Origin of the sequence: Sphingomonas sp. (genome assembly GCF_041661825.1) — a bacterium.
Taxonomy (GTDB): Bacteria; Pseudomonadota; Alphaproteobacteria; order Sphingomonadales; family Sphingomonadaceae; genus Sphingomonas.
In genome coordinates, this window is record NZ_JBAZTU010000003.1 from 881810 (window position 1) to 907623 (window position 25814).

General features: G+C 66.7%; 28 protein-coding genes and 1 tRNA gene. 4 read left to right on the top strand and 25 right to left on the bottom strand.

Features of this window, described 5'->3' with window-relative positions; translation table 11 throughout:
• Positions 1-16 precede the first annotated feature (16 nt).
• The 3 genes from WC729_RS17070 to WC729_RS17080 all read right to left on the bottom strand — a co-directional run bounded on the left by WC729_RS17070 (position 17) and on the right by WC729_RS17080 (position 3042).
• Positions 17-526, bottom strand: coding sequence for a 2'-5' RNA ligase family protein (locus WC729_RS17070; protein ID WP_372854896.1), 510 nt, complete (start codon positions 524-526; stop codon positions 17-19).
• Entirely contained in the window at positions 523-2430 is a 1908-nt protein-coding gene (locus WC729_RS17075) for a potassium transporter Kup (protein WP_372855493.1), read from the bottom strand. The genes WC729_RS17070 and WC729_RS17075 overlap by 4 nt, the downstream gene beginning before the upstream one ends.
• Before the next feature lie 159 nt (positions 2431-2589).
• A complete protein-coding gene (locus WC729_RS17080) occupies positions 2590-3042 on the bottom strand; it encodes an Lrp/AsnC family transcriptional regulator (RefSeq protein ID WP_372854898.1) in 453 nt (150 codons plus the stop codon).
• A 117-nt stretch (positions 3043-3159) separates the two neighbouring features.
• Between WC729_RS17080 and ald the strand changes: the two genes are divergently transcribed.
• Positions 3160-4266, top strand: coding sequence for an alanine dehydrogenase (ald, locus tag WC729_RS17085; RefSeq protein ID WP_372854900.1), 1107 nt, complete (start codon positions 3160-3162; stop codon positions 4264-4266).
• A 43-nt stretch (positions 4267-4309) separates the two neighbouring features.
• On the opposite strand, the gene WC729_RS17090 is transcribed toward ald, so the two are convergent.
• The 8 genes from WC729_RS17090 to WC729_RS17125 form a co-directional block, all read right to left on the bottom strand.
• A complete protein-coding gene (locus WC729_RS17090; RefSeq protein WP_372854902.1) occupies positions 4310-4957 on the bottom strand; it encodes a tetratricopeptide repeat protein in 648 nt (215 codons plus the stop codon).
• On the bottom strand, positions 4957-5361 hold the full coding sequence (locus tag WC729_RS17095; protein WP_372854904.1) for a cytochrome c-type biogenesis protein: 405 nt from the start codon (positions 5359-5361) through the stop codon (positions 4957-4959). The genes WC729_RS17090 and WC729_RS17095 overlap by 1 nt, the downstream gene beginning before the upstream one ends.
• Positions 5358-5885, bottom strand: coding sequence for a redoxin family protein (locus WC729_RS17100; protein WP_372854906.1), 528 nt, complete (start codon positions 5883-5885; stop codon positions 5358-5360). Before WC729_RS17100 ends, WC729_RS17095 begins: the two co-directional genes overlap by 4 nt.
• On the bottom strand, positions 5882-7891 hold the full coding sequence (locus WC729_RS17105; RefSeq protein ID WP_372854908.1) for a heme lyase CcmF/NrfE family subunit: 2010 nt from the start codon (positions 7889-7891) through the stop codon (positions 5882-5884). Before WC729_RS17105 ends, WC729_RS17100 begins: the two co-directional genes overlap by 4 nt.
• On the bottom strand, positions 7888-8322 hold the full coding sequence (ccmE, locus tag WC729_RS17110) for a cytochrome c maturation protein CcmE (protein ID WP_372854910.1): 435 nt from the start codon (positions 8320-8322) through the stop codon (positions 7888-7890). Before ccmE ends, WC729_RS17105 begins: the two co-directional genes overlap by 4 nt.
• Positions 8319-8426, bottom strand: a complete 108-nt coding sequence (gene ccmD, locus WC729_RS17115) for a heme exporter protein CcmD (RefSeq protein WP_372854912.1) — start codon at positions 8424-8426, stop codon at positions 8319-8321. The genes ccmE and ccmD overlap by 4 nt, the downstream gene beginning before the upstream one ends.
• The gene (gene ccmC / locus WC729_RS17120) at positions 8423-9145 is read right to left on the bottom strand and encodes a heme ABC transporter permease CcmC (protein ID WP_372854914.1); all 723 of its coding nucleotides are present in this window, start codon (positions 9143-9145) and stop codon (positions 8423-8425) included. The genes ccmD and ccmC overlap by 4 nt, the downstream gene beginning before the upstream one ends.
• A 435-nt stretch (positions 9146-9580) precedes the next feature.
• Positions 9581-10705, bottom strand: a complete 1125-nt coding sequence (locus WC729_RS17125) for an FAD-dependent oxidoreductase (RefSeq protein WP_372854916.1) — start codon at positions 10703-10705, stop codon at positions 9581-9583.
• A gap of 79 nt (positions 10706-10784) precedes the next feature.
• On the opposite strand from WC729_RS17125, the gene WC729_RS17130 reads away from it, so the two are divergent.
• Together WC729_RS17130 and WC729_RS17135 are read left to right on the top strand one after the other, a co-directional pair.
• Positions 10785-11207 carry a MarR family winged helix-turn-helix transcriptional regulator gene (locus WC729_RS17130; RefSeq protein ID WP_372854918.1) on the top strand — a complete coding sequence of 141 codons (423 nt, stop codon included), beginning with the start codon at positions 10785-10787 and terminating at the stop codon, positions 11205-11207.
• A gap of 152 nt (positions 11208-11359) precedes the next feature.
• Complete coding sequence (locus WC729_RS17135; RefSeq protein WP_372854920.1) at positions 11360-12325, top strand: amidohydrolase family protein; 966 nt, start codon at positions 11360-11362, stop codon at positions 12323-12325.
• Between the two features lie 156 nt (positions 12326-12481).
• On the opposite strand, the gene WC729_RS17140 is transcribed toward WC729_RS17135, so the two are convergent.
• The 14 genes from WC729_RS17140 to WC729_RS17205 form a co-directional block, all read right to left on the bottom strand.
• Entirely contained in the window at positions 12482-13537 is a 1056-nt protein-coding gene (locus WC729_RS17140; protein ID WP_372854922.1) for a Leu/Phe/Val dehydrogenase, read from the bottom strand.
• 25 nt (positions 13538-13562) lie between these two features.
• Positions 13563-13639, bottom strand: a tRNA-His gene (locus WC729_RS17145).
• A gap of 147 nt (positions 13640-13786) precedes the next feature.
• Positions 13787-14512: a type II secretion system protein N gene (locus tag WC729_RS17150; protein WP_372854924.1), complete on the bottom strand. Its 726-nt coding sequence runs from the start codon at positions 14510-14512 to the stop codon at positions 13787-13789.
• Positions 14509-14988 (bottom strand): type II secretion system protein GspM, encoded by a 480-nt coding sequence (gene gspM, locus WC729_RS17155; protein WP_372854926.1) that lies wholly within the window; start codon positions 14986-14988, stop codon positions 14509-14511. Before gspM ends, WC729_RS17150 begins: the two co-directional genes overlap by 4 nt.
• Complete coding sequence (gene gspL, locus WC729_RS17160) at positions 14985-16079, bottom strand: type II secretion system protein GspL (RefSeq protein ID WP_372854928.1); 1095 nt, start codon at positions 16077-16079, stop codon at positions 14985-14987. The genes gspM and gspL overlap by 4 nt, the downstream gene beginning before the upstream one ends.
• Entirely contained in the window at positions 16076-17062 is a 987-nt protein-coding gene (gene gspK, locus WC729_RS17165; protein ID WP_372854930.1) for a type II secretion system minor pseudopilin GspK, read from the bottom strand. Before gspK ends, gspL begins: the two co-directional genes overlap by 4 nt.
• The gene (gspJ, locus tag WC729_RS17170; RefSeq protein ID WP_372854932.1) at positions 17052-17675 is read right to left on the bottom strand and encodes a type II secretion system minor pseudopilin GspJ; all 624 of its coding nucleotides are present in this window, start codon (positions 17673-17675) and stop codon (positions 17052-17054) included. The genes gspK and gspJ overlap by 11 nt, the downstream gene beginning before the upstream one ends.
• Positions 17672-18079, bottom strand: a complete 408-nt coding sequence (gene gspI / locus WC729_RS17175; protein WP_372854934.1) for a type II secretion system minor pseudopilin GspI — start codon at positions 18077-18079, stop codon at positions 17672-17674. The genes gspJ and gspI overlap by 4 nt, the downstream gene beginning before the upstream one ends.
• The gene (locus WC729_RS17180) at positions 18079-18558 is read right to left on the bottom strand and encodes a GspH/FimT family pseudopilin (protein WP_372854936.1); all 480 of its coding nucleotides are present in this window, start codon (positions 18556-18558) and stop codon (positions 18079-18081) included. Before WC729_RS17180 ends, gspI begins: the two co-directional genes overlap by 1 nt.
• Entirely contained in the window at positions 18559-19074 is a 516-nt protein-coding gene (gene gspG / locus WC729_RS17185) for a type II secretion system major pseudopilin GspG (protein ID WP_372854938.1), read from the bottom strand.
• A 20-nt stretch (positions 19075-19094) separates the two neighbouring features.
• The gene (gene gspF / locus WC729_RS17190; RefSeq protein WP_372854940.1) at positions 19095-20321 is read right to left on the bottom strand and encodes a type II secretion system inner membrane protein GspF; all 1227 of its coding nucleotides are present in this window, start codon (positions 20319-20321) and stop codon (positions 19095-19097) included.
• Positions 20314-21822, bottom strand: coding sequence for a GspE/PulE family protein (locus tag WC729_RS17195; RefSeq protein ID WP_372855495.1), 1509 nt, complete (start codon positions 21820-21822; stop codon positions 20314-20316). Before WC729_RS17195 ends, gspF begins: the two co-directional genes overlap by 8 nt.
• A 77-nt stretch (positions 21823-21899) precedes the next feature.
• Positions 21900-24095 carry a type II secretion system secretin GspD gene (gspD, locus tag WC729_RS17200; protein ID WP_372854942.1) on the bottom strand — a complete coding sequence of 732 codons (2196 nt, stop codon included), beginning with the start codon at positions 24093-24095 and terminating at the stop codon, positions 21900-21902.
• Complete coding sequence (locus WC729_RS17205) at positions 24092-24967, bottom strand: type II secretion system protein N (RefSeq protein ID WP_372854944.1); 876 nt, start codon at positions 24965-24967, stop codon at positions 24092-24094. The genes gspD and WC729_RS17205 overlap by 4 nt, the downstream gene beginning before the upstream one ends.
• A gap of 137 nt (positions 24968-25104) precedes the next feature.
• Here WC729_RS17205 and WC729_RS17210 point away from each other — a divergent pair, with 137 nt between their 5' ends.
• Entirely contained in the window at positions 25105-25788 is a 684-nt protein-coding gene (locus WC729_RS17210; RefSeq protein ID WP_372854946.1) for a prolyl hydroxylase family protein, read from the top strand.
• The last annotated feature ends 26 nt before the right edge of the window (positions 25789-25814 follow it).

Consider the following 25814-nt stretch of genomic DNA (forward strand, 5'->3'; position numbering starts at 1 on the left):
CGCTCGCCCGTCCCGGTCAAGCGAACATGTGACGCGACAGCGGCGCCCATGGCCCGCCGCGATACCACCAGCTCGCCAACCCCGCGATCGCGACCGGGCTCGGCCGGAATTCGGCCTCCAGCATCCGCAGCAAGGCCTTGGCGTCCTGCGGCGGGACCTTGTTCTGGATCGTCACATGCGGCCGCCATCCCGCCCGGTCCTGCGGCATCAGCATCGGCGCGAACGCCTCGGCCAGCCTGTCGCGGATATCGGCTAGTTCCGGGCTCTCGATCCGGAACGCGACTCCCGCGCCGAGCGAGATGAGGCCCGCCGCCCATGCCTGGGGAGCCTTCACGCCGCGTGTCTCTCCGGCCAGCCGCTGCTTCAACTCCGCCTCGAGTGAGGGCGCGAGGTGGTGGAACATCGTCAGATGCGCTTCCAGCTGATTCCGCTCAGGCGGGAAGTGGGCCCGGCGCAGGGCATCGAACCACGCCGCATCGGCCTTGCCGAGCAGCGCCGTCACGATAATCGGCGCCGACTCGCTCAAATCTCTAGCTGGCTGCCGAGTTCGACCACGCGGTTGGTCGGCAGGCGGAAGAACTCCATCGCGCTTTCGGCGTTGCGGAGCATCCAGGCGAACAGCTTCTCGCGCCAGATCATCATGCCCGGCCGCGCCGAGGGCAGCAGCGTCTGCCGTGCGAGGAAGAAGCTCGTATCCATCATGCGGAAGTCAGCGCCGCACTGATGCACCCGCGACAATGCGACCGGCACGTCGGGCTCCTCGATGAAGCCGTAGCGCAGGATCATGCGGTGGAAGCCGTCACCCAGATTTTCGAGCATGAAGCGCTCCGATTCGGGCAAATACGGCGCGTCCATGATCTTCACGGTCAGCAGGATCACGCGCTCATGCAGCACCTTGTTGTGCTTGAGGTTGTGCAGCAGCGCATGCGGCACGCCCTCGGGCGAGGAGGTCATGAACACCGCGGTTCCCGGTACGCGCGTCGCCGAGGTCGCAGCGGACGAGATGAACACCTTGATCGGCATCGCCGCCTCGCGCATCCGGTCGATCATCAGCTGCCGCCCCTTCGACCAGGTCGTCAGGAAGGTGAAGATGATCAGCCCGACCAGCAGCGGGAACCAGCCGCCCGAGGGCACCTTGGTCAGGTTGGCCGCGAAATAGGCACCGTCGACGAGGAAGAAGACCGCGAGCAAGGGAATCGCGTAATATTTCGGCCAATGCCACAGCCGGAACAACACGACGGAGAGCAGGCAGGTGTCGATCAGCATCGCCCCGGTCACCGCGATGCCATAGGCCGAGGTGAGGTTGGACGAGGTGCGGAAGAACATCACCAGCAGCAGCACCATCACCAGCAGCGCCCAATTGACCAGCGGGATGTAGATCTGCCCCGCGGTCGCGGCATTGGTATGCTCGATGCGGAGCCGGGGGATGAAGCCGAGCTGGATCGCCTGCTGAGTCACCGAAAAGGCACCCGAGATCACCGCCTGGCTGGCGATCACCGCAGCAGCGGTGGCCAGCACGACGAGTGGAAGCTGCAGGCTTTCCGGCGCGAGCATGTAGAAGGGGCTGCGCAGCGCGTGGTCGCCCTCGCGGAACAGCAGCGCGCCCTGCCCCATATAGTTCAGCATCAGCGCCGGCAGCACGAAGAACAGCCAGGACACGCGGATCGGGTTGCGCCCGAAATGCCCCATATCGGCGTAAAGCGCTTCGGCGCCCGTCACCGCCAGCACGACCGAACCCAGCGCGAGAAAGGCGCGGATCGGATCGAGCATGAAGAACTCGACCGCATAATGCGGCGAGAAGGCCCAGAGGATCTCCGGCGTGTGCACGATGCTCAGCAGGCCGAGCGTCGCGATCACCGCGAAATAGGTCAGCATGATAGGCCCGAAGAACAGCCCTACGCGCGACGTGCCGCTGCGCTGGATCATGAACAGGCCGATGATGATCACCACCGCGATCGGGATGACCAGGCTACCGAACGCCGGCGCCGCGACCGCAAGGCCCTCGACCGCCGACAGCACCGACACCGCCGGTGTGATCATGGAATCGCCGTAGAAGAGCGCCGTCGCGAACACGCCGAGCAGGATGATGCCATTGGACCAGCGCCGCGTCTTGGTCTGCCCGTTGATCAGCGCGAGCAGTGCGAGGCTGCCGCCCTCGCCCTTGTTGTCCGCGCGCATGATGATCGAGACGTATTTGAACGTCACCACGACCATCATCGACCAGAACATCAGGCTGACGACGCCCCAGATGTGGGCCGGGTCGAGCGCGAGCTTGTGATGGCCGGCAAAGGTCTCGCGAAAGGCGTAGAGCGGGCTGGTGCCGATATCGCCGAAAACAACGCCGATTGCGCCAAGCGCGAGCTTGGCGAGGCCGTCCTTGTGGTGATGAATGGCGGATGCCGTGGCCTCCACGGGCGCGGACTCGTCCACGCTGGGCGAATCGCTGCTCACGGGCGGGTCAATCTTGCCCGATTTTCAAGTGCATAGGTCATGGATGAAACGAACTGCGCCCCTGCGTTCGAAGAGGCGGCGCAGTAGCACGGGCCCAATGCCCCGGCAACGGCACCCGGATTGGGGCAGGAACACATCCTATTCCTCCGTCGCCAGAGTGCGGATCGTGAACTGAGTGATGAGCCGGTGGACGCCCGGCAGAACCGACAGGACCTCCCGGTGGATCCGCTCATAGCTGTCATCCTCCCGGACCAGGACCTTGAGCAGATAATCGGATTCGCCGCTCATCAGATGCGCCTCGCGCACCTGCGTCGTCGAGGCGAGCGCTCTCTCGAACGCCATCATCGTCGCCTGGCGTTGATCGGTGAGCGTCACCGAAACGAACACCGTCGACGGATTGCCGCGCGCGGCGGGCGACAGCCGCGCGCGATAACCGCGGATCAGCCCCTGCAACTCCAGCGTTTTGACCCGACGATGCGCGGCAGATGGGGAAAGCCCTACCCGTTCGCCCAACTCCTCACTGGTGATGCCGGACTCGTTGCCAAGCTGCGCGATGATCTTGCGGTCAATGCTATCCATACGGGAATCCATTGCGCCAATCGTCACATGAGCGCAATCCAGTTGCAACTGGCGCCTCGCTGACCGGCAGATTGCAAGCACTTCCCGGCCCCGCTGGTGTATATGCACGCAAAATCCAGGAGAGCTTTCATGCGCATCGGTGTTCCCAAGGAAATCAAGAACCACGAGTACCGCGTCGGCCTCACGCCGCCGTCGGTCGCCGAGCTGACCGCGGCGGGGCACGAGCTGTTCGTCCAGACCGGTGCCGGCCTCGGCATCGACTTCGAGGATGCGGACTATGTCGCCGCTGGTGCCAAGATCCTGCCCGACGCCGCGAGCGTCTTTGCGCAGTCCGATATGATCGTGAAGGTCAAGGAGCCCCAGCCGGGCGAAGTGGCCATGCTCGAGCCGCGTCATCTGCTCTTCACCTACCTCCACCTCGCCGCCGACAAGCCGCAGGCCGAAGGGCTGATGAAGTCCGGCGCGACCTGCATCGCCTATGAAACGGTGACGGCGAACGACCGTTCCCTCCCGCTGCTCAAGCCGATGTCCGAAGTGGCTGGCCGCATGTCGATCCAGGTCGGCGCGCACTATCTCGAGAAGGAACAAGGCGGCCGCGGCGTACTGCTCGGCGGCGTGCCCGGCGTGGCGCCGGCACGGGTCGCGATCCTCGGCGGCGGCGTCTCGGGCGTCAACGCCGCGCAGATGGCAGTCGGCATGCGTGCCGATGTGACGATCTATGACATCTCCAACGCGCGGCTTGCCGAGCTCGACATGTTCTTCGGCAGCCAGATCAAGACCGCCTACGCTTCCAAGGCGGCGATCGCCGCGGCGGTGAAAAACGCCCATCTCGTGATCGGTGCGGTGCTCGTGCCAGGCGCCGCAGCACCGAAGCTGGTCACGCGCGAGATGCTCAAGACGATGAAGCGCGGATCGGTGCTGGTCGACATCGCGATCGACCAGGGCGGCTGCTTCGAGACCTCGCATGCGACCACGCATGAGGACCCGGTGTTCGAGGTCGACGGCGTGATCCATTATTGCGTGGCGAACATGCCCGGCGCGGTCGCCCGCACCTCTGCCTTCGCGCTCAACAACGCCACCCTGCCCTTCGTGATGAAGCTGGCCAAGCTGGGCGCAGAGCAGGCGATGAAGGCCGATCCGCATCTCGCCAATGGCCTGAATGTCTCGGGCGGCAAGATCCGGCATCAGGCGGTTGCCGAAGCACTCGATCTGCCGTTCGAAGCCTGGCAGGCGTAAATCCATAGGGGCCGGTCATAATGGCCGGCCCGCCCCTTTTGAATCAATTGGCCGGAACGGCGCCGCGAGACTGTTCCGCCATGGCGAGGAAGGCGTCGAGCCGCGCAAGTTGCGCCGCGATGTCCTTGCGATAGGGCTGCTTCGGATCGGTCAGCTCGAGCGCCTTTGCCCAATAGGGCCGGGCCACCGCATATTCACCGGCCCGGATATAGGCGAGGCCGAGGAAATAGAGCGGCGCCGGGTTCTTCAGGTTGAGTTCGGCCGCGTGCCGGAACGCGTAGAGGGCCGCCGGCGACACCACATTATCATGCATCGACAGCGCCGAGCCGAGGCCGGTCCACAGCGCCAGACTGCGGGGATATTTGTTGATCCCGCCCAATATGGCCTGGACCGCGCTCCTGGTATCGCCAGCGCGCGTCACGCCGTCGGCGGCGACCAGATAGGAGCCCTCGGCCGTGTAGCGCCCGAGCATCGAATCGCGCAGTTCGGTCTGGGCAGGATCGATTTCGATCGGCTCGGCATTGGCGGCGACCGGATGGCCCGGCAGCACGGGATCGCCCTGCAGCGCATAGCCCGCCGCGCCCAGCATCATCGCCGCGCCGACAAAGCTCCATAGCGGGCGCGCGACGCCTGCGAGCGACAGCACGGCAGCCGAGCCCAAACCGATCAGGGCAAGCATGATCCATCCCATCAGCGCCGCTTCCTCTTGAAACTGCCGCGCGCCAGCCAGGCGCCGACGAGCAGCATTGCCAGCGGCGCAAGCCAGAGGGCGGCCGTCGTGCCGTTGAACGGCGGGTCATAGGTCACATAGTCGCCGTACCGTTCGATCAGCCAGCGTCGCACCGCATCCGGGCTCTCGCCGGCCTGGATGCGCTGGCGCACCAGCGCGCGCATGTCGCCCGCCATATCGGCGTCGCTGTCGGCGATCGATTGGCCCTGGCAGACGAGACAGCGCAGGGTGATCATCAGCGCCTGGGCCCTGGCCTCCTTCGCCGGGTCGCGCAGCTGCGTGTTCGCGAGCGCCGCCGGTGGCAGGCCGCTATCGGCCTGGAGCGGCGTGGCGAGAAGGAGCAACAGGAGCGCCAGGCGTTTCATTGCGCCGCCTGCAGGGCTTCGAGAATCGCGGGAATATCCTCAGCGCGGATATCGCCGATATGCTGCTTCACGATCCGCCCCTGGCCGTCGATGACGAAGGTCTCGGGCACGCCCGACGAGCCGAGCGAGAGCTGCACCGCGCTGACCTTGTCGTCGCCGATCCGCTCATAGGGATCGCCGTTGCGCTTCAGGAAACCCTGGATCGCCGGGCCGGTATCGCGGATCGCGATCGCATCGATCGGCACGCCCATCGCTTTCAGCCGCATCAGGTTCGGCGCCTCGGCGATGCACGGTATGCACCAGCTGGCGAACACGTTGAGCAGGCGTGGCTTGCCCTGCTGGAAGGTCTCGTTCCCAAGGCCCGGCTTGGTCCCGATGATCGCCGGCAGCGTGAATTTCGGCAGGGGCTTGCCCACCATCGCCGATTTCACCGTGCGGTCCGCCGGCGCGATCAGTCCGCTTGCCACCACCGCGAACAACAGGGCGAACGCCCCGAATGGCGCCCAGAGCAGCATCCGTTTCATGCCTCCATCTCCCTCGCAGCGGCGCGGCGCTCGCGACGCACGCGCCCGAACAGTGACAACACCCCGCCGAGTGCGATCAGCGCCCCACCCAGCCAGATCAGGGTAACGAAGGGCTTCCACCACAAACGAAGCTGCCAGCGGCCCTGGTCGTCCTCCTGGCCCAATACGGTATAGAGCTGGCCGTCGACCTTCGTGGCGATGGCAGATTCGCTGGTGACGGTCGGCGGCGAGGCGAAGAAGCGTGACTGCGGGCGCAGGGTGAAAGGCTTGCCCGTGCCGCGCTGCACCGTCAGAGTCGCTTCGAGGGCCGACCAGTTCGGGCCGATCACTGGCCGGATATGATCGAGGGTGACGATGAAGGGTCCGACGCGCTGCGGCTCGCCGATGCGCGCCGCGATCAGCGTCTGCTTGGTGAAGGCACTGTCCGAGGCCATGCCGGCGAGGCTTACCGCGATGCCGAGATGCGCGATCACCATGCCCCAGGTGAACAAGGGCGTGCGACGCAGGTCGCGCTTCCACAAGGGCGCGATGCTGGCGGTCCCGGCCCCGACCGCGATCGACAGCCCAAGCAGCGGCAGGATGCCGATCCCGCCACCAAGCGCCGCGAACGCCGCGAAGGTGATGCCCGTGGCGGCAACCGGCACCGTCATGCGGCCGAGCACTGCATTCGCCTCATCGCGGCGCCAGCGCAGCAGCGGCCCGGCGCCCATGATCGCGACCAGGATCAGTGCGATCGGCCCGGCGGTCTTGTCGAAGAAGGGCGGCCCGACCGAGAGCTGGACGCCCATGCCCGCCGCGACGATCGGATAGAGCGTGCCGATCAGCACGATGCCAAGGACCACGCTCAACAGCAGGTTGTTCGCGACCAGCGCGCCTTCGCGGCTGACCGGCTCGAAGGTATTGCCCTGTCGCACCGTGCCGACCCGCGCCGCGAACAGCAGCAACGCGCCGCCGATATAGAGCGCGAGCAGCACGAGGATGAACGCCCCGCGCTTGGGATCGACGGCAAAGGCGTGGACGCTCGTCAGGATGCCCGACCGCACCAGGAAGGTGCCGATCATCGACATCGAGAAAGCGACGACCGCGAGCATCACCGTCCAGGCGCGCAGGCCATCGCGGGTGGCCAGCACCGTCACTGAATGAAGCAACGCCGTCGCCGCGAGCCACGGCATCAGCGACGCGTTCTCGACCGGATCCCAGAACCACCAGCCGCCCCAGCCGAGCTCGTAATAGGCCCAATAGCTGCCGGCGGTGATGCCGAGGGTCAGGAAGATCCAGGCGCCGAGCACCCAGGGCCGCATCGCGCGGGCAAAGGCCGGCCCGACGTCCCGGGTCACCAATGCGCCGACCGCGAAGGAGAAGGCCACCGAGATGCCGACATAGCCGATGTAGAGCGTCGGCGGATGGAAGGCCAAGCCCGGGTCCTGCAGCAGCGGATTGAGCCCGTTGCCATCGACTGGTGCCGGGTTCAGCCGTGCGAACGGGTTGGAGGAAAACAGCAGAAAGGCATAGAAACCCAGCGCAATCATCGCCTGTGCACCCAGCGTCGCGATCAGGGTCGCGCGCTGCAGCCGGTGTTCGAGGATCGCCACCGCGCCACCCGCGAGCCCGAGGATGGTGACCCAGAGCAGCATCGAGCCCTCATGGTTCCCCCAGGCGCCGGCGATCTTGTAGAGCAGCGGCTTGTCCGAATGGCTGTTGGTCGCGACCAGCAGCACCGACATGTCGGAGCGGACGAACGCGATGATCAGCAGCAGCAGCGACAGACCCGCGAGCAGGCCCTGCACCACGGCAACCGGTCGTACCGCCGACATTATCTGATCCGTTATCGCGACATCTTCCGGACCGACAAACCGCGGCTCAGGGCGTGACTTGCCTTCGGCTGTCTGCGTTACGACGGGATTGGACAGGAGAGCGCGACGGACGCCCACCGCCGCCAGCGCAAGCTGCAGCGCCGCGAGCGCGGCGGCGAACCAGAGTGCGGCCAGGCCTGCTTCAGCGATCATTGTTCGAGCGACTTTGTCTCGTGCATCTTGCCCGCGATTTCCGGTGGCATGTATTTCTCATCGTGCTTGGCGAGCAGATTGGTCGCCGTGAAGCTGCCGTCGGGATTGAAGCTGCCTTCCGCCACCACGCCCGATTTCTCGCGGAACAGGTCGGGCACGATGCCCTTGAACGCGACCGGTACCTTGGCGATGCCGTCCGTGACGACGAAGCGGATCGAGATACCGTCGGGAAGCTTGGCGATCGATCCGGCTTCGACCATGCCGCCGAGCCGCACCGCACGGCCAAGCGGCATGTCGCCCTTCTTCACGTCGCCCGGCGCGTAGAAGAATGCCGCCTGGTCCTTCAGTGCCGACAAAGCGAGCAACGCGGCACCGATCACCGCCGCAACCGCGAGCAGGGCCAGGGTCAGCCGTTGATGCTTGGCCTTCATTTAGTTTCACTCCGGCGCATCGCGAGCCAACTCCACAGGACCAGGGCCGTGATCGCGGCGAAGGTGATGCCGTACGCACCGATGACGAAGGGCCAGGGATTCATGCCGCCATCCGCCGCATGCGCGCCTCGGCCTTGGCCGTGGCGAGAAGGGTCCGCATGCGCATCAGCACCACCGCGCCGAAGATCAGCGAGAAGCCGAGCAGGGTGAAGGGCAAGGGCCAGAGGATGGCATTGTCGATGGTCGATTTGGTCAGGCTGATGCTCTGCCCCTGGTGGAGCGTGTTCCACCACACGACCGAATAACGGATGATCGGCAGCAGCACCGATCCGGCGATGCCGTAGATCGCGGGGATGCGCCCGTCCCCGCCCCGCTCCGCATCGGCGCGGGTCAGCGCCATGAAGCCGAGATAGACGAAGAACAGCAGCAGCATCGAGGTCAGCCGGCCATCCCATTGCCACCAGGTGCCCCAAGTCGGCCGGCCCCAGATCGACCCGGTGACGAGGCAAAGGCCGCAGAACACGGCGCCCGGCAACGCGATGGCGCGCGCGGCGACCATCGCCAGCGGATGGCGCCAGACGAGATAGACGATCGACGACAACGCGATCCCGGCCCAGGCGCCCATACCGAGCGACGCGGTCGGGATATGGATGTGCATGATCCGCACCGTCTCGCCCTGGAGATAGTCGGGCGGGATGCGGAACAGCGCGCCCCACAGGCCGATCACCAGCAGCACCAGCCCCGACCAGAACAGGATCGGCGTCAGCGGCCGCGCAAGCTTGAGGAAGCGGGCGGGATTGGCGAGGGCATGAAGGCTGGGCACGTCGGTTCCGCGTCTAGAGCGAGTTGGGGTGCTACTCAACCGCGCGTTATGAGATGCCACCACCTTGACCACCATCGGACGGCGCAGGATCGCCGGCAATATGGGTGCGAAGTATTCGTGCCGGAACGAGGGGAAAATCGACCAGTAAAAATTGGAATGTGAGAGTCGATCAACGTATCTCTCACATCGGGCGTTATTTTCGCCCTGCGCCGGCGTCGAGAAATCCTGTTGGATAGCCACGAAGAGCGAACCGAACAGATTCGGAACCCCGTCTACACGAAACCTTGCACAATGTGAGAGTCGGTTAAGTACTGCTTTTGCTGTACTGAACAATAGATGCGGCCTGCCGCGCTGTAGTGTCACGTCCGATGCTCCGGATTCGCCGGCATACACCGGCGGGGAGAGCATCCTACGCTGCCGTGGCGGGCGGTTGAATCAGGCCACGGGTTGGACGCGCGATCGGTAATGATCGAGCACCGTCGCGACGCCACCGGTCGAAACCGTGGCATGCAACCCTTCTGCCGCGCCTTCCGCCGCCGGGATCGCGCGTTCCGTCATGGCCGCCTCGTATCGCGCCACCGCCGGCCAGCCCTCGCCCGACACGAGCGCGTCGGCGAGATCCATGGCATCGGCGAGCGCCAGATTGACCCCTTCGCCCCCGAACGGGGACATCAGATGCGCGGCGTCGCCAAGGAGGGTGAGGCCCTGCCGCGTCGCCCAGCGATGGCCGATCGGCAGCGCATGCAGCGGCCGGACCGCGAGCACGTCGCCGGTCTCGATCAGATCCAGGAGCGAGGGAGCCCAACCGGCAAAGACACGCAGCATCTCGGCCCGAACATGCTCCGCCGGCAGGCCCGCCAGGGCCAAAGCCGCGGTTTCGGACATGCGCGCACCGACATAGCCGCGAATATGGCCGTGACCGTTGCGCTGCCCGATCAGGACCCGGTCGTCGCCGATCGCGAACATCTTGCCGCTGCCGACCAGCGCATCCACCCCGGGGTGGCGCTGCGTGTCGAAACCCAGTTCCACCAAGGTCACCCCTTCATATTCGGGGCGGGCCGAGGACAATAAAGATCGCACCCGCGACCAGGCACCATCCGCCCCGACGACGATATCGAACGACTCCACGAAACCGCCGGTGTCGACCTCGTACCGGCCGTCCGCGCCCGAGCGGATCGCCTCGACGCCGCTCGCCCACCGCACGGTACCAACGGGCAGCGACTCAAGCAGAATCCGACGCAGCGCCGTGCGATCGATTTCCGGCCTGTCGTCGCCGGTGCCGTCGCGATCGAACAGGAGGGTGCCATCGGCATCATAGAGTCGGTCGCCCTGATCCTCGGGCCGCGCCTCGGCGGAGAATTCGTGCTCCAGCCCCGCCGCGCGCATCGCCCGCTGCCCGGTTTCGGCGTGGAGATCGAGCGAGCCGCCCTGCGGCCGTTCGTCGGCATGGGCATCGCGCTCGAACACCGTGGCGGCGACGCCGCGGACGTTGAGCAGCCGGGCCAGCATGAGCCCGCCGGGCCCTCCCCCGATGATGGCGATTAGCGGATTGGTTGTCATATCGAGATCCCTTATGTACATAGGTGCCTATACATTAAACATAGGCCCCTATGCAATGCCCGACAGCGTTTGGAATCCGATGAGGACCCCGGGTCATTATTTCAGCCGGATCGCGCGCGGCATGGCACGGGTTGGGGATACGAGGCTCCGGGAGATCGGCTTCGCGACCGCGCAATTGCCGGTGCTGACCGCGCTCAAGGATGGCGCCAGACGATCGCAGACCGAGCTGGCGCAATGGGCAAAGGTCGAGCAGCCGACCATGGCGCAGCTTCTCGCCCGAATGGAACGGGACGGCATTATTCGTCGCGAGCCCGATCCAGGCGATCGGCGCAGCAGCCTCGTATCACTGACCGAGGACGCGATTGCCAGATTGCCAGCGGGACGCGCCATTCTCGAACAGGGGAACAGGGAAGCGACGCGCGGCCTGTCGGCAGTAGAGGTCGATACGCTGCTCGACCTGCTGCGCCGCGTTCTCGCCAATGTGGAAGCGATGGACTCCTGATCGTCAGCCAGGATGTCCGCGAACGCGGCTGCATTTCAGCCTGTTGCGCGACCATGACCTCCGAGGTCATTTCCCGCCAGCAAGGCCCCGGATAGATCCCGATCGTCGGTGGCGCCGAGCCGCCGGCTATTCACGGGATCGGGAGTGCTGGAATGCAGATCGGACGCAGGAATTTCCTGAAACTGAGCGGGGCCACTATCGCCACCGTCGCCCTGCCCGGCACGCTGACCGCCAACGCCCCTGAGGGCCCGCCGATCATCGACGTGCATATGCACGCCTATCCGGCAGCGACGCCGTTCCCCAACCCGATCGTCAATCCGATCACGGGCGCAAAGAGCCCGATCCGCAACGGGGCGGATCACCTGTCGGCCTGCATCGCCGAGATGAAGCGGCACAATGTGGTCCGGGGAATCGTCAGCGGCGGCGATGGCGACCGGCTGAAGGCAGCGACCGACTGGCATGACCGCGACCCCGATCGATTCGTCGCGGGCGCGGGCATTCGCGGGTCGGCAGATACGCCGCTGCCGCCGCTCGACACGCTGCGAACGGCCTTTTCCACAGGCACGCTGCGCGTGCTCGGCGAAGTCACGTCCCAATATGCCGGCCTGTCGCTCAGCGACCCGATATATGAGCCCTATCTCGCGCTGGCCGAGGAGTTCGACATTCCCGTGGCGCTGCACACAGGGACGATGCCGGAAGGGACGCCCTTCGATCCCTGCTGCCGGACGGCCCGCGCGCGCCTCGGCAATCCCGGGCTGATCGAGGAGGTGCTCAACCGGCATCCGAAGCTGCGGATCAACCTGATGCATGGCGGCTGGCCCTATCTCGACGATACGCTGGCCATGCTGATGCTGTATCCGAACGTGAACATCGATACCGGGGCGCTCGACTGGCTCATGCCGCGCCCGCACTTCCACGATTATCTGCACAAGTTCGTCGATGCGGGTTTCGGCAAGCGCATCATGTTCGGATCGGACCATATGTACTGGCCCGATGCGATCGGCCTGGCGATCGAGGGAGTGGAGTCGGCCGCGTTCCTCAGCGAGGAGCAGAAGCGGGATATTTTTTATAATAATGCCGTGCGGTTTTATAAATTGCCGGGCGTTGGATCATCATAATCGCAGTGCCGGATCCCGCGCAAAATCTTGTCTTCCCCGGCGAAGGCCGGGGTCCAGTTGGGGGACGATCGTGAGCGCTGCACGCCGTAATAACGACCTTTCCGACTGGACCCCGGCCTTCGTCGGGGAAGCAAAGTAGATTTAGCGGGCGTCGCTCTACGAGACCCTTCCGATCAGGCGCCTTGCGATCATGTCCGCCACGTCGGACGCGGGCGCGCCGGTGCGGTCGCTTTCATCCCACACCTCGACGAGGCGATCGGGGATGCGCGCGATCCGGGCTTCGACCTCGGCCTGGTCGCCCTGGCCGAGATATTCGAGGCCGACATTGATGATGCCGCCCGCGTTGATGACGTAATCCGGCGCATAGAGGATGCCGCGATCGGCCAGCCGAGCGCCGTCGCCTTTGGTCGCAAGCTGATTGTTCGCCCCGCCGGCGACGACACTGGTTCGCAGCGCCGCGATCGATTCAGCGGTGAGGATCGCGCCGAGGGCGTTGGGGCTGATCACGTCCGCCTCGATCCCGAGGATGGCGTCCGCCGCGGCGGTCTCGGCGCCGAGCTCGGCCGCGAGCGCCGCTGCCTTGTCGGCATTGACGTCGGCAAGGGTCAGGCGCGCGCCGTCCCTGGCGAGCAATCGGGCGAGCCCGCCGCCGACACTGCCGACGCCCTGGACCGCGACATGCACGCCCTTCATGGAGTCGGCCGACAGACCGCGCTTCGCCGCCGCCTTCACGCCGAGATACACGCCCATCGCGGTGAACGGTCCGGGATCGCCGCCCGCGCTGCCCGCGGCCACCGGCAGGCCGGAGACGTGGCGCGTCATGGTGGCGATGGTCTTCATGCTTGCTTCGGACATACCGACATCCTCGGCCGTCACATAACGTCCGCCGAGCGATTCGACCGCACGGCCGAATGCCTCAAGCTGGGGGACGGTGATCGAATCGCCCGGATTCGCCGCAAGCACAACGCCCTTGCCGCCGCCCATGGGCAGGCCGGCCATGGCGTTCTTGAAGCTCATGCCGCGCGAGAGGCGCAGCGCGTCGGTGATCGCGCCGTCGCTGTCGGCATAATGCCAGAAGCGCACGCCGCCCGCTGCCGGGCCGAGCGCGGTCGAGTGGATCGCGATGACCGCCTGAAGGCCGGAAGCCGGATCGGTGAAGAGGTGCACGCCCTCATGGTCGTCGAAATCGGGGAAGCCCCAGCCGCTGGTCACGCGATTTTCCTGGCTGATGAAAAAATGGGGCGACCGACGGGACTTGAACCCGCAACATCCGGCATCACAAGCCGACGCTCTAACCAATTGAACTACGATCGCCGCAGAGCCAGCGCCCCTAGCGGGCGAAACATGGCATCGTCAAGATTAGCGTTTTCGTTATCGCTGCACCACCCTTCGCTGCCTTTCCGCCGATGCTTGGCATCGGCAGAACCTTGGGCAGCTCCGCCCGCTTCCAAATCACGGGCGTCAGAAGCGTCCCTCGATCGAAAGCGTATAGCCGGCGGGTGTCGCCTGGAAACCGGCGAGCACGAGCTTCTCCACCACCGCAGGGTCGCTCGGCTGTACCGTAAGCTCGCCCCGGAAGCGGCCAGTGCCCCAAAGGCGTAGCGCAACCGTCTCGGTTCCGGCCTGGCTGGCGAGCGGCAGCAGCAGTGCGCCGGCGTCGCACCGGGCGGTGCCGGTCATGCCCTGGCCGAGATTGATGCCGGCCAGATCGCCCGAGATGGTCGCGCGGACCCGTCCTTCGGCCTTCTGACAATTGCCGTCCTGGAACCGAACGCTGAGATCGTCGAAATCCAGCGCCGAGACCGGCACCGGCGCGAAGACATTGCCTGCGGGCAGAGTCGCGGTGAGATCGTCGATCCCGAAGCTGTGGCGGCTGACGCCGATCGCGCCCCGGAACGGTCGTGCCGCGTCCCTGCCGGGCCCTGACAGATCGATTCGCGCTCGCCCGACCAGCAGCTGGATCGGCGACAGCCGGGCACGGAGATCGCCCAGCGCGACGCCGCCGAAGCTCGCCTCGCGCAAGGTGCCGTACCAGAGACTCCCGCTGACCTGACGCGCCGTGAGCCCGGTATTGCCCAGATCGAACCAGCCCATGGCAAGGCGAAGCGGCAGGAAGACGATCAGCGCGATCACGAAAGCCGCGCCGAAAAAGGCCCGGGGCCCCGTCGTCAGGCGAATCCGCCTCATTGCCCGCGCACCTTGAGCGAGATCTGCGCCGACACCGTCTTGTCGCCATTGTCGGCGGTCGACAGGGAATCGACCAGGATACCGGCCGATTCGAGCCCCGCGATCCAGCCGAGCAACGGTCCGGGCCGCGCCGTCGCGATCGTGATCTGCACGCGATTCGGCCCGTCCGGCGTCACGCTGGCCAGCGCGAAGCCAGCCTCGTTCGCACGGTCGCGGATCACGGTGTCGAGCTGTGCCTCGAGCGGGGCTGGCCGCTGGCGCTGGATCGCCTCGAGCTCCTTCACCCGCGCCTGGGTCTCGGCGAGGCGGATCAGCGCGTCGGTATGGCGCTCGCGCGCGGAGGACAGGCCGTCGGTCACCGGGCGGATGATGCCGGCCCAGACGATGGTCAGCGCGAGCAAGGCGAACATCACCAGCAGCAGCCGTCGCTCGCGCAAGGAGCGTCCGGCGAACCAGAGGCGGAACCGCTCGATCATCGCGCACTCACCGTCATCTCGCCGGTCAACCGGCCCGCAGCCGACGCGAACACGCCGGCCTTCACGACAAAGCCATAGGATTCGATCCGCGATTTGAGGTCATTCACTTGCCCCTCATTCTCGGTCGCGACCGAGACGCGCAGATCGCCATTCGCCTCGAACGAAAGCCCGCGCAGCTCGGCGCCCGCTACCGAGCGGACGGCGGCGTAGACGGCCGCCGTGGTGCGACTGAAACCCGCCCCGCCGCCGCGCAGCCCCGACAGGCGCGCATCGAGCTGGCGATCGGCATTGTTGATCGTCTCGCCGCGCGGCAGGCCCTGGCGCGCGACCAGATCGGCCTGGCGTTCGAGCGAATCGGCGGCGAAGCTGTATTTCATGATCTGCACCAGGCTGATCAGCAGCGTCAGGCCAAGGATCGCGACCGACAGCCAGGCAAGCCGGCGGATCAGGCCCCAGTCGATCGCGAAGCGCCGGCGCCGCGCAAACGGTCCCTGGCGAAGATCGAGCGCGGGCGAGGCCAGCGCCGCGGCGATGGCGACTTCCAGCTCGTCGCGACCGAGCACCGTCGGCGCGACACCGCCGGTGACCAGTTCGGTCAGCCGCGCCTCATCCGCAAATCCACTGGTCGGGCCACGCACCACGCCCTCCCCGCCCAGATCGGCGCGAAGATATCCCTGGTCGGGCCGGGGCAACAGCATCGGCGACGGCACGAGCATCGCCGGATCGACGCCGTGCGCCGCGAGCGTTTCAAGCCATGCCCGCATCTGCGCGGCGGAGACGACGGCGATCGGCCGTTCGGCATGCTCGCCCTCGCGCCCAACAGCGACGTGCAGGTCGCCGATCGGCGCCGCGCTCGCGTCACCGACCAGCATGCGGGCGGCGGTTACCGCCTGCGCGGTCGAGCGATCGGGCAGTTCGGCCCAGTGCAGCGTGACAGCTTCCGCCGGGACGATGACGATCGGCGGCTCGGCATCAGCACCGGGAAGATCGGGCAGCCCTTCGCCCCGCGCGGCGACCGCGCCGTCGGCGATGCGCAGCCAGCGCCAGGGCGCGGTGCCCGTGGGCAGGAAGAGGGTGAGCGAATCGGTCATGACGGCTCGCCCCAGTGCCGCGAGACGAGCCGCGCGGGAAGCTCCGTCGCGTCGATCAGCGCATGTTGTTCGAGTTCGGCGCCGCCCAGCGTCACATCGACCTGCAGCTTGAACCAGCCGGTGGTGACGGCGGTCTGCGCAAAGGCGTCGGGCGGCGGGGTGATCGCGCTGAGCGACGGCAGCTTCCAGAAAGCGGAGGGGCTTTCATAGCCATTGGGCGGGCGGCGCAGCAGCACCTGGCGGGCGGCCTCAACCGTCATCGTGTCGGGCATGAGCATCGCGAGCAAGGGTGCCTGTTCCGGGAGCAAGGTGTTGACGTTGATCTTCGACGGCTTGGCGAGCGGGAGCGCGCAGAGCCAGGGCTGGAGCTTCGCATAAATCTGCGGTGTGACACCTGCCACCGCGCGCAATTCGCTTGGGTCGGTCATCAGCGTGTTGGCGGTGCGATAGGGCGTCGACTGGCCGCCATAGCTTGCGTCCTCGGCGCCGAGATCGATCGGGCTGGTGTCGCTGTCGATCCAGTCGGAAGCGGCGGCGGCGATCGATTCGGCCGAGGCGCTGGGCCCGCCGACAAGCCGGATCAGGCGGGCGAACTGGATGCGCGACGGGGTATAAGCGGAATAGGTGTTGGGCGTGGTCTCGACGACCAGGCTGTTGAGATTGAAGCAATTGCCGCCATCCACCACTCTCGCGGTGGCGAGGCCGCCCGGCACCGGCAGCGGGATCGCCCGGCCACTCCAGCCGCCGGCGAGCGTGACTCGGCTGGCGTCGCGCGCGAGCAGGTCGCTGACCTTGGTCAGGGCCAGCGTCTCGGCGGCGAGGCCATAGGCACGCGCCTGATCCATCGCAACGGCATTGCCGCCCAGCCTGGTCGCGAGGCGCAGCTTTTCGAGCGCGGTGCCGGCCAGCACCGCGATCAGCGCGACGAGCAGCAGCACCGTGAGCAGCGCCGCGCCGCGTTCGGAGACCCGTTCAGCTCCCATCGGGCGCCTTCCGCTTGCCATAGCCCGCGCCGACCAGGAACATCTGCCGGAACTCGACCCCGTCATCGCGCAGGATGCGCATCTCCATCGCCTGGGGCAGCGCGTAGATCGGCGTGCCCTGCCAATGGTCGCTCCAGGCGCCGTTGATGCGGTAGCGGAGCGCGACCTGGCGGACATTGGTGAGCATTACCGCCGGTGCGAGCGGCTGGGCGCCGTCGAGCATCGGATAGGCGACTCGTTCGAGCGCACCATTGGCAACGCGATATTCGACCTTCTGCTCGCCCGGGCGCGGCGCGGCATCGAGATTGCTCCAGCCGGCGCGGACGAGGCGGAGCATCGGCGCGGTGCCCGATCCGGATTCGCCGGCAAAGGCGGGCATCAGGTCGCCGGCCTCGTTGCGGGTCTGGCGTTCGGTCGCCTGGGCGAGATCGCCGGCCAGTGCCGAGGAGAGGCGGTTGAGCGCCTGCACGTCGTCGAGCTTCCGGTCGGTCGCGGCTTGGGCCCGTACGCTGAATGACAGCAGCGACACGCCTGCGGCCGCGAGCAGGCCGAAGATCATCAGCGAGATCATGACCTCGACAAGTGTGAAGCCGTGTTCGGCGGAGCGCTTCATGATGCCGCGCCCCCGATCGTCGCGACGCGCACGACGGTGAGGTGGCCCTGGCGGTTGCCCGCGGCGTCGGCGACCTGCACATCGATGCGCAGGATGCGGGCATCGGCGGTCGCGCGGGTCTCGCGGGTCCAGGTCCAGGCCTTGCCGCCATTCTGCTCGACGCCCCTGGCGATGCCGATCGTGGGCGGTTTGGCGTCGGTCATCGCCTCGATCGCGACATTACGGGCGACCATCTGCGCGGTCAGGGTCGAATCGAGGATCGAGGTGCCGCGGATCGTCGCACCCTCCAGCCGGATCAGCGCGAGCGCGGCCAGGCTGAACACCGCCAGCGCGACCATCATTTCAATCAGCGTGAAGCCGTGTTCGGCGGAACGCCAACGAAGAATATACCCCCGGGCCTTCATCAGCCGCCCACCTTCACGGAGCCGTCGGGGGCGATCTTCACGGATACTTCCTCCGCGTCGCGCTTCAGCCTTATATCGAGTGGCCGGTCGGCGAGACCGGTCGTGTCGAACATGATGCGCTGGCGGCCGCCGGTATCGGTCACCACCGCACGCGTACCCTTGCCCCAGCTCGTCACGCGCAGCGGCTTCTCGGCGATGGGCGCCCAGGCGCCGCGGGTACGCTCGTCGAAGCCATAGCCGCCGCCCGTGACCCACACGCTTACCGGCCGCGCGCCGACGATCGCCGATTGTTGCGCCGCGCGCGTCCGCGCCGCGAACCGCGTCGCCTCGTCGAGCAGCCGGCCGCGCGGATCAGGCAGCGCCCAGACGACTACAGCCGATGCCAGCCCGATGATCGTGATGACGATCATCAGTTCGATCAGCGTGAAGCCGCGATCGTTGGCGCGAGTGCGCGTTTCAGGGGCGAGCGCCTGGCGCAATTACTGCCAGCTGCCGATATCGGCGTCGGCACCCTCGCCGCCTTCCTTGTTATCCGCGCCGAGCGTCCAGATGTCGTCGTCGCCATGCTGGCCGGGCGAAGCATAGAGATAAGGGCGGCCCCAGGGGTCGTTGGGCAGGCGCTTGATATAGCCGCCGCGCTGATATTTCGACGGATCGGCACCGGCGGGCGCCGTGACAAGCGCCTGCAGGCCCTGGCTCGTCGTCGGATAGACGTCGTTGTGCAGCTTGTAGGTGTCGAGCGCGCCCTCGATCGTCGAGATGTCGCTCTTCGCCTTGATGACCTTGGCCTTCTCGCCGCTCGGGATGACGTTGACCGCGACGATCGTCGCGAGCAGGCCGAGGATGACGATCACGACCATCAGCTCGACAAGCGTGAAGCCGTGTTCGGCGGAACGCCTCACGGGCGTGAAGCCGTGTTCGGCGGAGCGCCGAACGGGCGTGAAGCCCGCTTCACGCTGACGCTTCCGGATCGGAGCTTTTCGGGGAGTCTTCATGGCAGTCCTCATTGCCGACTTCACTGGCCGGCGAGCGTGTTGAGCTGCAGGATCGGCAGCAGGATGGAAAGAACGATGGTCGCGACGATTCCGCCCATCAGCACGATGATCGCGGGCTCGAGCAGCGACAGCGCAGTGGCAGTGAAGCGGTCGAATTCGCGCTCGAGATAGTCCGCGGCACGTTCGAGCATGTCGTCGAGCTGGCCGGCCGTCTCGCCCGACGCGGCGAGATAGGTGAGCAAGGGCGGAAATACCCCGGCGCGGCGCATCGCCGCCGACAGGCTGCCGCCGCCGCGGATCGATTCGACGATCTCGTCCGAGGCGAGCTTGAGTCGGCGGTTGTGGATCGTGCCCGCGGTGAGCGTCAGGCCTTCGAGCAACGGCAAGCGACTGGCGACCATCGTCGCGAGGGTGCGCGCCATGCGCGCCGCGTGAAGGTCGCGGATCAGGCGGCCGAGCAACGGCAGCTTCAGGATCCAGCTGTCGAAAGCGAGCCGGATCCCCGGGTCCTTGAGCGCCTGCCATATGCCGAGGCCGATCACGGCAAAGCCGATCAGAATCGCCCACCAATAGCCGACCAGCAATGCCGAGATGCCGATCACGATCCTGGTCAGCAGCGGCAGTTCCTGCCCGACCGTATCGAATTGCTCGACCACCTGGGGCACCACGAACATCATCAGCGCGGTCACCACGCCCATCGCGACGACGGCGAGCACGGCGGGATAAGCGAGCGTGGTGATGATCTTGCCGTTGATCTCGGCCTGGCGTTCGAGCAGCACCGACAGGCGTTCGAGGATCACCGGCAGCGAGCCGGAACGCTCGCCGGCCGAGACCATCGCACGGTAGAGCGGCGGAAAGCTCTTCGGCTCGCGGCCCATCGCCTCGGCCAGGCGGCGGCCCTCGACCACGCCGGCATGCACCGCCGAGACGATCGTACGGACCGTTTCCTGTTCGGTCTGGCGCGTGATGGTGCGGAGCGATTCCTCCAGCGGGGAGACGCGGTTGAGCGTGGCGAGCTGACGGGTGAACAGGGCAAGCTGCTTCGCGCTCATCTTCTTCGCGCCGAAGCGCAGGTCGGCGAGCAAGGGCTTGCCGCGCTGGGCCGGGCCCGATCCGGCCTCGACCTTCACGACATAGAGGCGTTTGCGATCCAGCAGGACGCGCGCATCGTCGATCGACTCGGCGGCGATATGCCCCCTTGTCTCACGACCGCGCGTGTCGATTGCCAGATAGTCGAAATCAGCCATTCGACGGCGCGTCCACCACCAAAGGCGCTTCGACATCGGCCATGTCGCGGCGCGAGACGCGCACGGCTTCCTCGGGCGTGGTCAGGCCTTCGCGCACCAGCTGGCGTGCGGCGGAGCCGAGATTGGGCGAGTGGAGGAAGGCGTGGCGCGCGATGATCGCCTCGTCGCCGCCATCGTTAATCAGGCGGCGGATCGTTTCGTCGACGCGGATCGCCTCGAAGACGCCGATCCGACCCTTGAAGCCCGAGCCCTGGCACTGCTCGCACCCGACGGGTTCATAGACCACGGCGCCGACATCGAAGCCGAGCAGTGCCGAGACCGAGCCACTGGCCTGGACCGGGCGGCGGCAATGCTCGCACAGCTTGCGGACGAGGCGCTGGGCGATGACCGCGCGGAGCGTCGAGGCGAGCAGGAACGGTTCGACCTTCATGTCGCGCATGCGGGTGATCGCACCGACCGCGTCGTTGGTGTGGACGGTCGAGAGCACGAGATGGCCGGTGAGCGAGGCCTGGACCGCGATCTCGGCGGTCTCGCGGTCGCGGATTTCGCCGACCATCACCACATCGGGATCCTGGCGCAGGATCGCGCGCAGCCCGGCCGCGAAGGTCAGGCCGACCTTGGGGTTCACCTGAGTCTGGCCGATGCCGTCCATGGCATATTCGACCGGATCCTCGACCGTCAGGATGTTGCGGCTGCCGTCGTTGAGCAGGCGGAGCGCGGCATAGAGCGTGGTCGTCTTGCCCGAACCGGTCGGGCCGGTGACGAGGATGATGCCGTTGGGCTCGGACAGCGCGCCCTTCAGCATGGTGTTGATCGCGGCGGTCATGCCGAGCACGTCGAGCGTGATCCCGGCATTCTCCTTGTCGAGGATACGCAGCACCACGCGTTCGCCCGCCCGGCTCGGCAGGGTCGAGACGCGGACGTCGAGCAGCTTGCCGCCCAACGTCAGGCCGATGCGGCCGTCCTGCGGGATACGGCGTTCGGCGATGTCGAGGCGGGCCATGACCTTGACGCGGCTGACCACCACCGGCGCGACATGCGGCGGCATGCGCAGAGTCTCGCGCAGCACGCCGTCGATGCGCATGCGCACGACCAAGCCGGTCTCATAGGGCTCGATATGGATATCCGACACGCCGTTGCGCGCGGCATCGGCGATGATGCCGTTGATCAGGCGGATCGCGGGGGCATCGTCGGCGGTGTCGAGCAGGTCGTCCGCAGTCGGCAGATCACCCGCGAGCAGGTCCAGCTCGTCGCCCAGCCCCAGCGTGCCGGCGGCGACGGCCGCGGCCTGGCCGTCCATCGCATAGCGATCCGACAGGAGGCGGTCGAAATCCTCAGGCGTCACGAAGCTGACGTCGAACGGCCGGGCGAGATGGCGGCGCAGCTCGAGCAGGACCTTCGGATCCGATCCTTCGCGCATGGCGATCGAGAGATGGCTACCGTCGCCGATTTCCAGCGCGACGCCGAAGCGCCGGGCGAAACCATAGGGAATGGCGATCATGCGATCGGGCAGCGCGCTGCCTTCAGCCAGCACCAATGGCTCCACCGCGTCCTCCGCATTGCCTGGGGCGATGTGCATCATTTGTCCTTCGGCCGTATGATCTTCGTCGAATTGCGCATCACCGGCACGGCAACGCGCGGATCCTCGATGCTGCCGTCCTGGCCTGCCGGCGGCAGCGGTGCGGCGGCCCCCATATAGTCGCGCACCAGCTGGTCAATGCTCGGCTCGGCATCGGGATTCTGCCCCGCCTGCTGCAGGCGAAGATAGCCGTAGCGCCGCTCCGTCACCTTCCGGCTGTCCTCCGGCGTGCGCAGCACGGTCGGGCGGATGAAGATCATCAGATTGGTCTTGGTCCGTTGTTTCGCCTTGGAGCGGAACAGCGCGCCGATGCCGGGCAGGTCACCGAGGAATGGGACCTTCTCGATCGTGCGGCGCTCGTCGTCGCTGAGCAGGCCGCCGATGATCGCGATCTGGCCGTCGTCGACGGTCAAGGTGGTCTCGACCTCGCGCTTGTTGAGGATCAGGTCGCTATTGTCGCTCGATACCGGCCCCGCGATGCTGCTGACCTGCTGGTGCAGGAACAGCTTGATCGCGCCCGAGGAATTGACCTGCGGCCGCACCTCGAGCTGGATGCCGACATTCTCGCGCTGCACCGTGCGAAAGGCGTTGTCGAAATTGGTCGAAAGCGCCTGGCCGGTCGTGATCGGGATTTCCTGGCCGACCAGGATGCGCGCGGGCTGGTTGTCGAGCGTGGTCAGCGACGGGGCCTGGAGCAGGTTCGACGTGGTGTCGGATTTTACCGCGCTGATGATCGTGCCGAAGATCGCGTCCTTGCCGATATTGAATGCGCCGCCGCCAAAGCCGCCCGACGCACCCAGGATCGAGTTGAGCGCCGACTGTGCGAGCGAATCGCCCACCGCGCTGCCGTTGGTGGTGACCGTAGTGGTGCCGTTGACGGTCGTCGTGCTGGTTGCGAGTTCGCGCGCGCCGATCGCGCCGGCGATGGTCAGCAAATTGGGCGCTGAATTGCTGTAGGCGGTGGCAAAGGTCGGAACCCCGCTGCCCGGCAGGCCGGCGAGCAGGAACTGCACACCCAGCTTGCTCGCGGTCGCATCGGACACCTCGGCGACGATTGCCTCGACCAGTACCTGCTCGCGTCTCGTGTCGAGCTGGCGGACCACTTCGGCGAGCTGGCGCTGCACTTCGGCGGGCGCGGCAATGACGATCGCGTTGGCGCCGGTGAAGCGAGTCACCACTGCGGCGGTGCGGCCACCCTCGGCGACGATCGCGGGCTGGCCGGTGCCGCCGCTGACCGCAGCGGGCGCGGCCTGTTGCATGGGCGCGGGCGTGTTCGACGTCTGGCTGTCGTTGTTGCCGGTGCCGCCGAAATTGGAGCGCGAGAGGGAGTTGCTCTGCGTCGGCTGGCTCGGCGTCTGGCCGACGAGTTGCTGGAGGACCGGCAGGAGCTGCTCGGCATCCGCATTTTCGAGGAAGACGACCTTGATTTCGGTGCCATTCTTCGCGCGCCGGTCGAGATCTTCCGCCACCGCGGCGAGGCGCGCCACCGACGCGGGATCGCCTCGTAGCGCAACCGAGTTCGACCCGACGATCGCCACGACGCTGACGCTCTGGCCGTTGGCAGGGGTAGCGCCCTGCCCGCCCGAGCCGATCAGCGCCTGGAGAGCCGTCGCGATCTCGCGCGCACCGGCATTTTTGAGCGCGATGACGCGGGTGGCGTTGTTGTCGGTATCGATCCGGCGCAGCACTTCACGGACGCGGCGGACATTGTCGGCGAAATCGACGATCACGACCGAATTGCCACCGCGATTGGCGGTGACCGACCCTTGCGCACTGACCAGCGCCCGGACGGTATCGACGGCCGAGGCCGCATCGATCGCGCGGAGTCGGACGATCTCCGTCACCAGGCTGTTGCGCGCGGCACCGGCCGATCCGATCCGGCTCGGCTGGGACGCCGAATTGTCGCTCGGCTGAATGCGGAACGCGCCGTTCGAGGTCGGCACCGCGACCAGGCCGTTCGCCCGCAGGGTCGACAGGAACACCTCGAAATACTCGGAGCGCGACAGTGGCCGGTCAGTGACGACGGTCACCTTGCCCTGGACTCTGGCGTCGATGATGAAGGTTCGTCCCGTGACCCGCGCAGCATCGGCGATGAAGGCGCGGATATCGGCATCGCGCACATTCATCGTCGTCTGCGCGGAGACCGTGCTGATCAGCACGGCGGCGAGGACGGGAGCAAGGATCAGCTTTTTCATTGGCCCGCGATCGTGATGGTGAGGGAAAGGGTGTCGTTGCCGCGCTCGACCGTGACGGGGACGCTGCCGCCCTTGCCGATCTGCGCGCCGAGTTGTTCCATATCGCCCTGGCCCGTCACGGCGCGACCATTGATCGCGGTGATGACATCGCCTTCGCGCAATCCGGCCTGGCGGAAAGCGGCGCCGGAGCCCTGCGGGCGCACGACCAGGCCACTGATCTTGCCGCCGTCGACGCGCGGGATGAAGCCGATATCGGCGCGGAGCTGGGCCGGCGACAGTCCGGCCCTGGCGCCCGGCGCATTGGGGGGCGCATTGGGCAACGCGGGCAGATTCGGCGCGTTCGGCAGCAGCGATGGCACGGTGTCCGACGGCGGCGGCGCGACCGGCTCGACCGCGCCGCTTTGGTCGAGGAACAGATCCTCGGCAGCGCCGCCGCGATCGATCGTGACATGATCGAAGGCCACGGCCTTGAGCCGTACGCCCGGGCTGATCTCATCGCCCACCGCGAAGCTCTGCTGGACGCCGTCGGGGCCGGCGATGATCGCCGATCCGCCGCCCATCGCCTCGTTCACGCGTGTACCGAACAAGGTGAGCTGGAGCGACGTCACCACCACCGTCTTGTTGTCAGCGCCGCCGCTCAGCCGGAAGAACGGATCGAAGCCCTGCAGCACCGCGGTCGGCGAACCCGAAAAGCCCGGTCGCACCGGCTGCCACGGGCCGAGCGCCCCCACGGGGGTGACCAGCACCCAGAACAGCCGGGCGCACTGCACCGCCAGCGCCACGAGCAACAGCAGCTCAAGCGCCGTATAGACGTTGGTACGGGGCAGCCGCCGCAACAGCGCGCGTGCCCGCGCATCCAGAACCAAACGCATGCGGAAAAATCCCCGATCGCGAACCTGCTAGGCGGCGATTGTTACAGTCGTACGTCGTTCCTGTGAACCTTCCGAGACGCAACATGTATAGGTTGTCATGCTGGAAAAGACCCGCGGTTTTTGGCATCAGCGCCGCCATGGCCGATGCCCCCGAAAACACCCCCCTGCCCAGTCCGTTCGGATCGGGCCTCCCGTCCGAAGGACTGACCGCGCATCTCACCGGCAAGCCGGGCGTGCAGCGCGTGCCGAGCCCGAAGCTGACCCTGTTCCTGCGCCGCGGCTTCCTCAATCCCGAAACCTGCGCGGCCGTGATCGCGCGAATCGATTCAACCCGGCGACCGTCGACCATCTCCGACGACAATGGCGATGCCGCCTTCCGGACCAGCGAGACCTGCGATCTCGACCCGCTCGATCCAGTGGTGGCCGAGGTCGAGACGAAGATCATGGCCTTTACCGGCCTGAATCCGGTGTTCGGCGAGCCGATGCAGGGTCAACGCTATGCGGTGGGCCAGGAGTTCAAAGGCCATACCGACTATTTCGAACCGTCGGGCGTGGATTATGAGCGCTATTGCGGCGTCGCCGGCAACCGCACCTGGACGGTGATGATCTATCTCAACGAGCCCGAAGCAGGCGGCGCTACGCGCTTCAAGACGATCGACAAGATCGTCCAACCGGAAACGGGCAAGCTGCTGGCCTGGAACAACCGCCGGCCGGATGGCAGCCTGAATCCCGCGACGATCCATCAGGGGATGAAGGTGCGCAGCGGTGTGAAGTATGTGATCACGAAGTGGTTTCGGGAGAAACCCTGGGGCTGGGCCTGAGGAGTAGCGTCAGGCTGCGCTGCCAA

Bases quoted from the DNA above. Each gene is read 5' to 3' on its own strand.
- WC729_RS17090 (WP_372854902.1), bottom strand. From the start codon at position 4,957: ATGGGATGGATCATGCTTGCCCTGATCGGTTTGGGCTCGGCTGCCGTG.
- gspI (WP_372854934.1), bottom strand. From the start codon at position 18,079: ATGAAGGCCCGGGGGTATATTCTTCGTTGGCGTTCCGCCGAACACGGC.
- WC729_RS17150 (WP_372854924.1), bottom strand. From the start codon at position 14,512: ATGAGGCGGATTCGCCTGACGACGGGGCCCCGGGCCTTTTTCGGCGCG.
- gspK (WP_372854930.1), bottom strand. From the start codon at position 17,062: ATGGGAGCTGAACGGGTCTCCGAACGCGGCGCGGCGCTGCTCACGGTG.
- WC729_RS17100 (WP_372854906.1), bottom strand. From the start codon at position 5,885: ATGAAACGGATGCTGCTCTGGGCGCCATTCGGGGCGTTCGCCCTGTTG.
- WC729_RS17125 (WP_372854916.1), bottom strand. From the start codon at position 10,705: ATGACAACCAATCCGCTAATCGCCATCATCGGGGGAGGGCCCGGCGGG.
- WC729_RS17105 (WP_372854908.1), bottom strand. From the start codon at position 7,891: ATGATCGCTGAAGCAGGCCTGGCCGCACTCTGGTTCGCCGCCGCGCTC.
- gspG (WP_372854938.1), bottom strand. From the start codon at position 19,074: ATGAAGACTCCCCGAAAAGCTCCGATCCGGAAGCGTCAGCGTGAAGCG.
- WC729_RS17195 (WP_372855495.1), bottom strand. From the start codon at position 21,822: ATGATCGCCATTCCCTATGGTTTCGCCCGGCGCTTCGGCGTCGCGCTG.
- gspJ (WP_372854932.1), bottom strand. From the start codon at position 17,675: ATGAAGCGCTCCGCCGAACACGGCTTCACACTTGTCGAGGTCATGATC.
- gspL (WP_372854928.1), bottom strand. From the start codon at position 16,079: ATGACCGATTCGCTCACCCTCTTCCTGCCCACGGGCACCGCGCCCTGG.
- ccmD (WP_372854912.1), bottom strand. From the start codon at position 8,426: ATGAATCCCTGGCCCTTCGTCATCGGTGCGTACGGCATCACCTTCGCC.
- WC729_RS17080 (WP_372854898.1), bottom strand. From the start codon at position 3,042: ATGGATTCCCGTATGGATAGCATTGACCGCAAGATCATCGCGCAGCTT.
- ald (WP_372854900.1), top strand. From the start codon at position 3,160: ATGCGCATCGGTGTTCCCAAGGAAATCAAGAACCACGAGTACCGCGTC.
- ccmE (WP_372854910.1), bottom strand. From the start codon at position 8,322: ATGAAGGCCAAGCATCAACGGCTGACCCTGGCCCTGCTCGCGGTTGCG.
- gspD (WP_372854942.1), bottom strand. From the start codon at position 24,095: ATGAAAAAGCTGATCCTTGCTCCCGTCCTCGCCGCCGTGCTGATCAGC.
- WC729_RS17095 (WP_372854904.1), bottom strand. From the start codon at position 5,361: ATGAAACGCCTGGCGCTCCTGTTGCTCCTTCTCGCCACGCCGCTCCAG.
- WC729_RS17210 (WP_372854946.1), top strand. From the start codon at position 25,105: ATGGCCGATGCCCCCGAAAACACCCCCCTGCCCAGTCCGTTCGGATCG.
- WC729_RS17205 (WP_372854944.1), bottom strand. From the start codon at position 24,967: ATGCGTTTGGTTCTGGATGCGCGGGCACGCGCGCTGTTGCGGCGGCTG.
- WC729_RS17130 (WP_372854918.1), top strand. From the start codon at position 10,785: ATGAGGACCCCGGGTCATTATTTCAGCCGGATCGCGCGCGGCATGGCA.
- gspM (WP_372854926.1), bottom strand. From the start codon at position 14,988: ATGATCGAGCGGTTCCGCCTCTGGTTCGCCGGACGCTCCTTGCGCGAG.
- gspF (WP_372854940.1), bottom strand. From the start codon at position 20,321: ATGGCTGATTTCGACTATCTGGCAATCGACACGCGCGGTCGTGAGACA.
- WC729_RS17135 (WP_372854920.1), top strand. From the start codon at position 11,360: ATGCAGATCGGACGCAGGAATTTCCTGAAACTGAGCGGGGCCACTATC.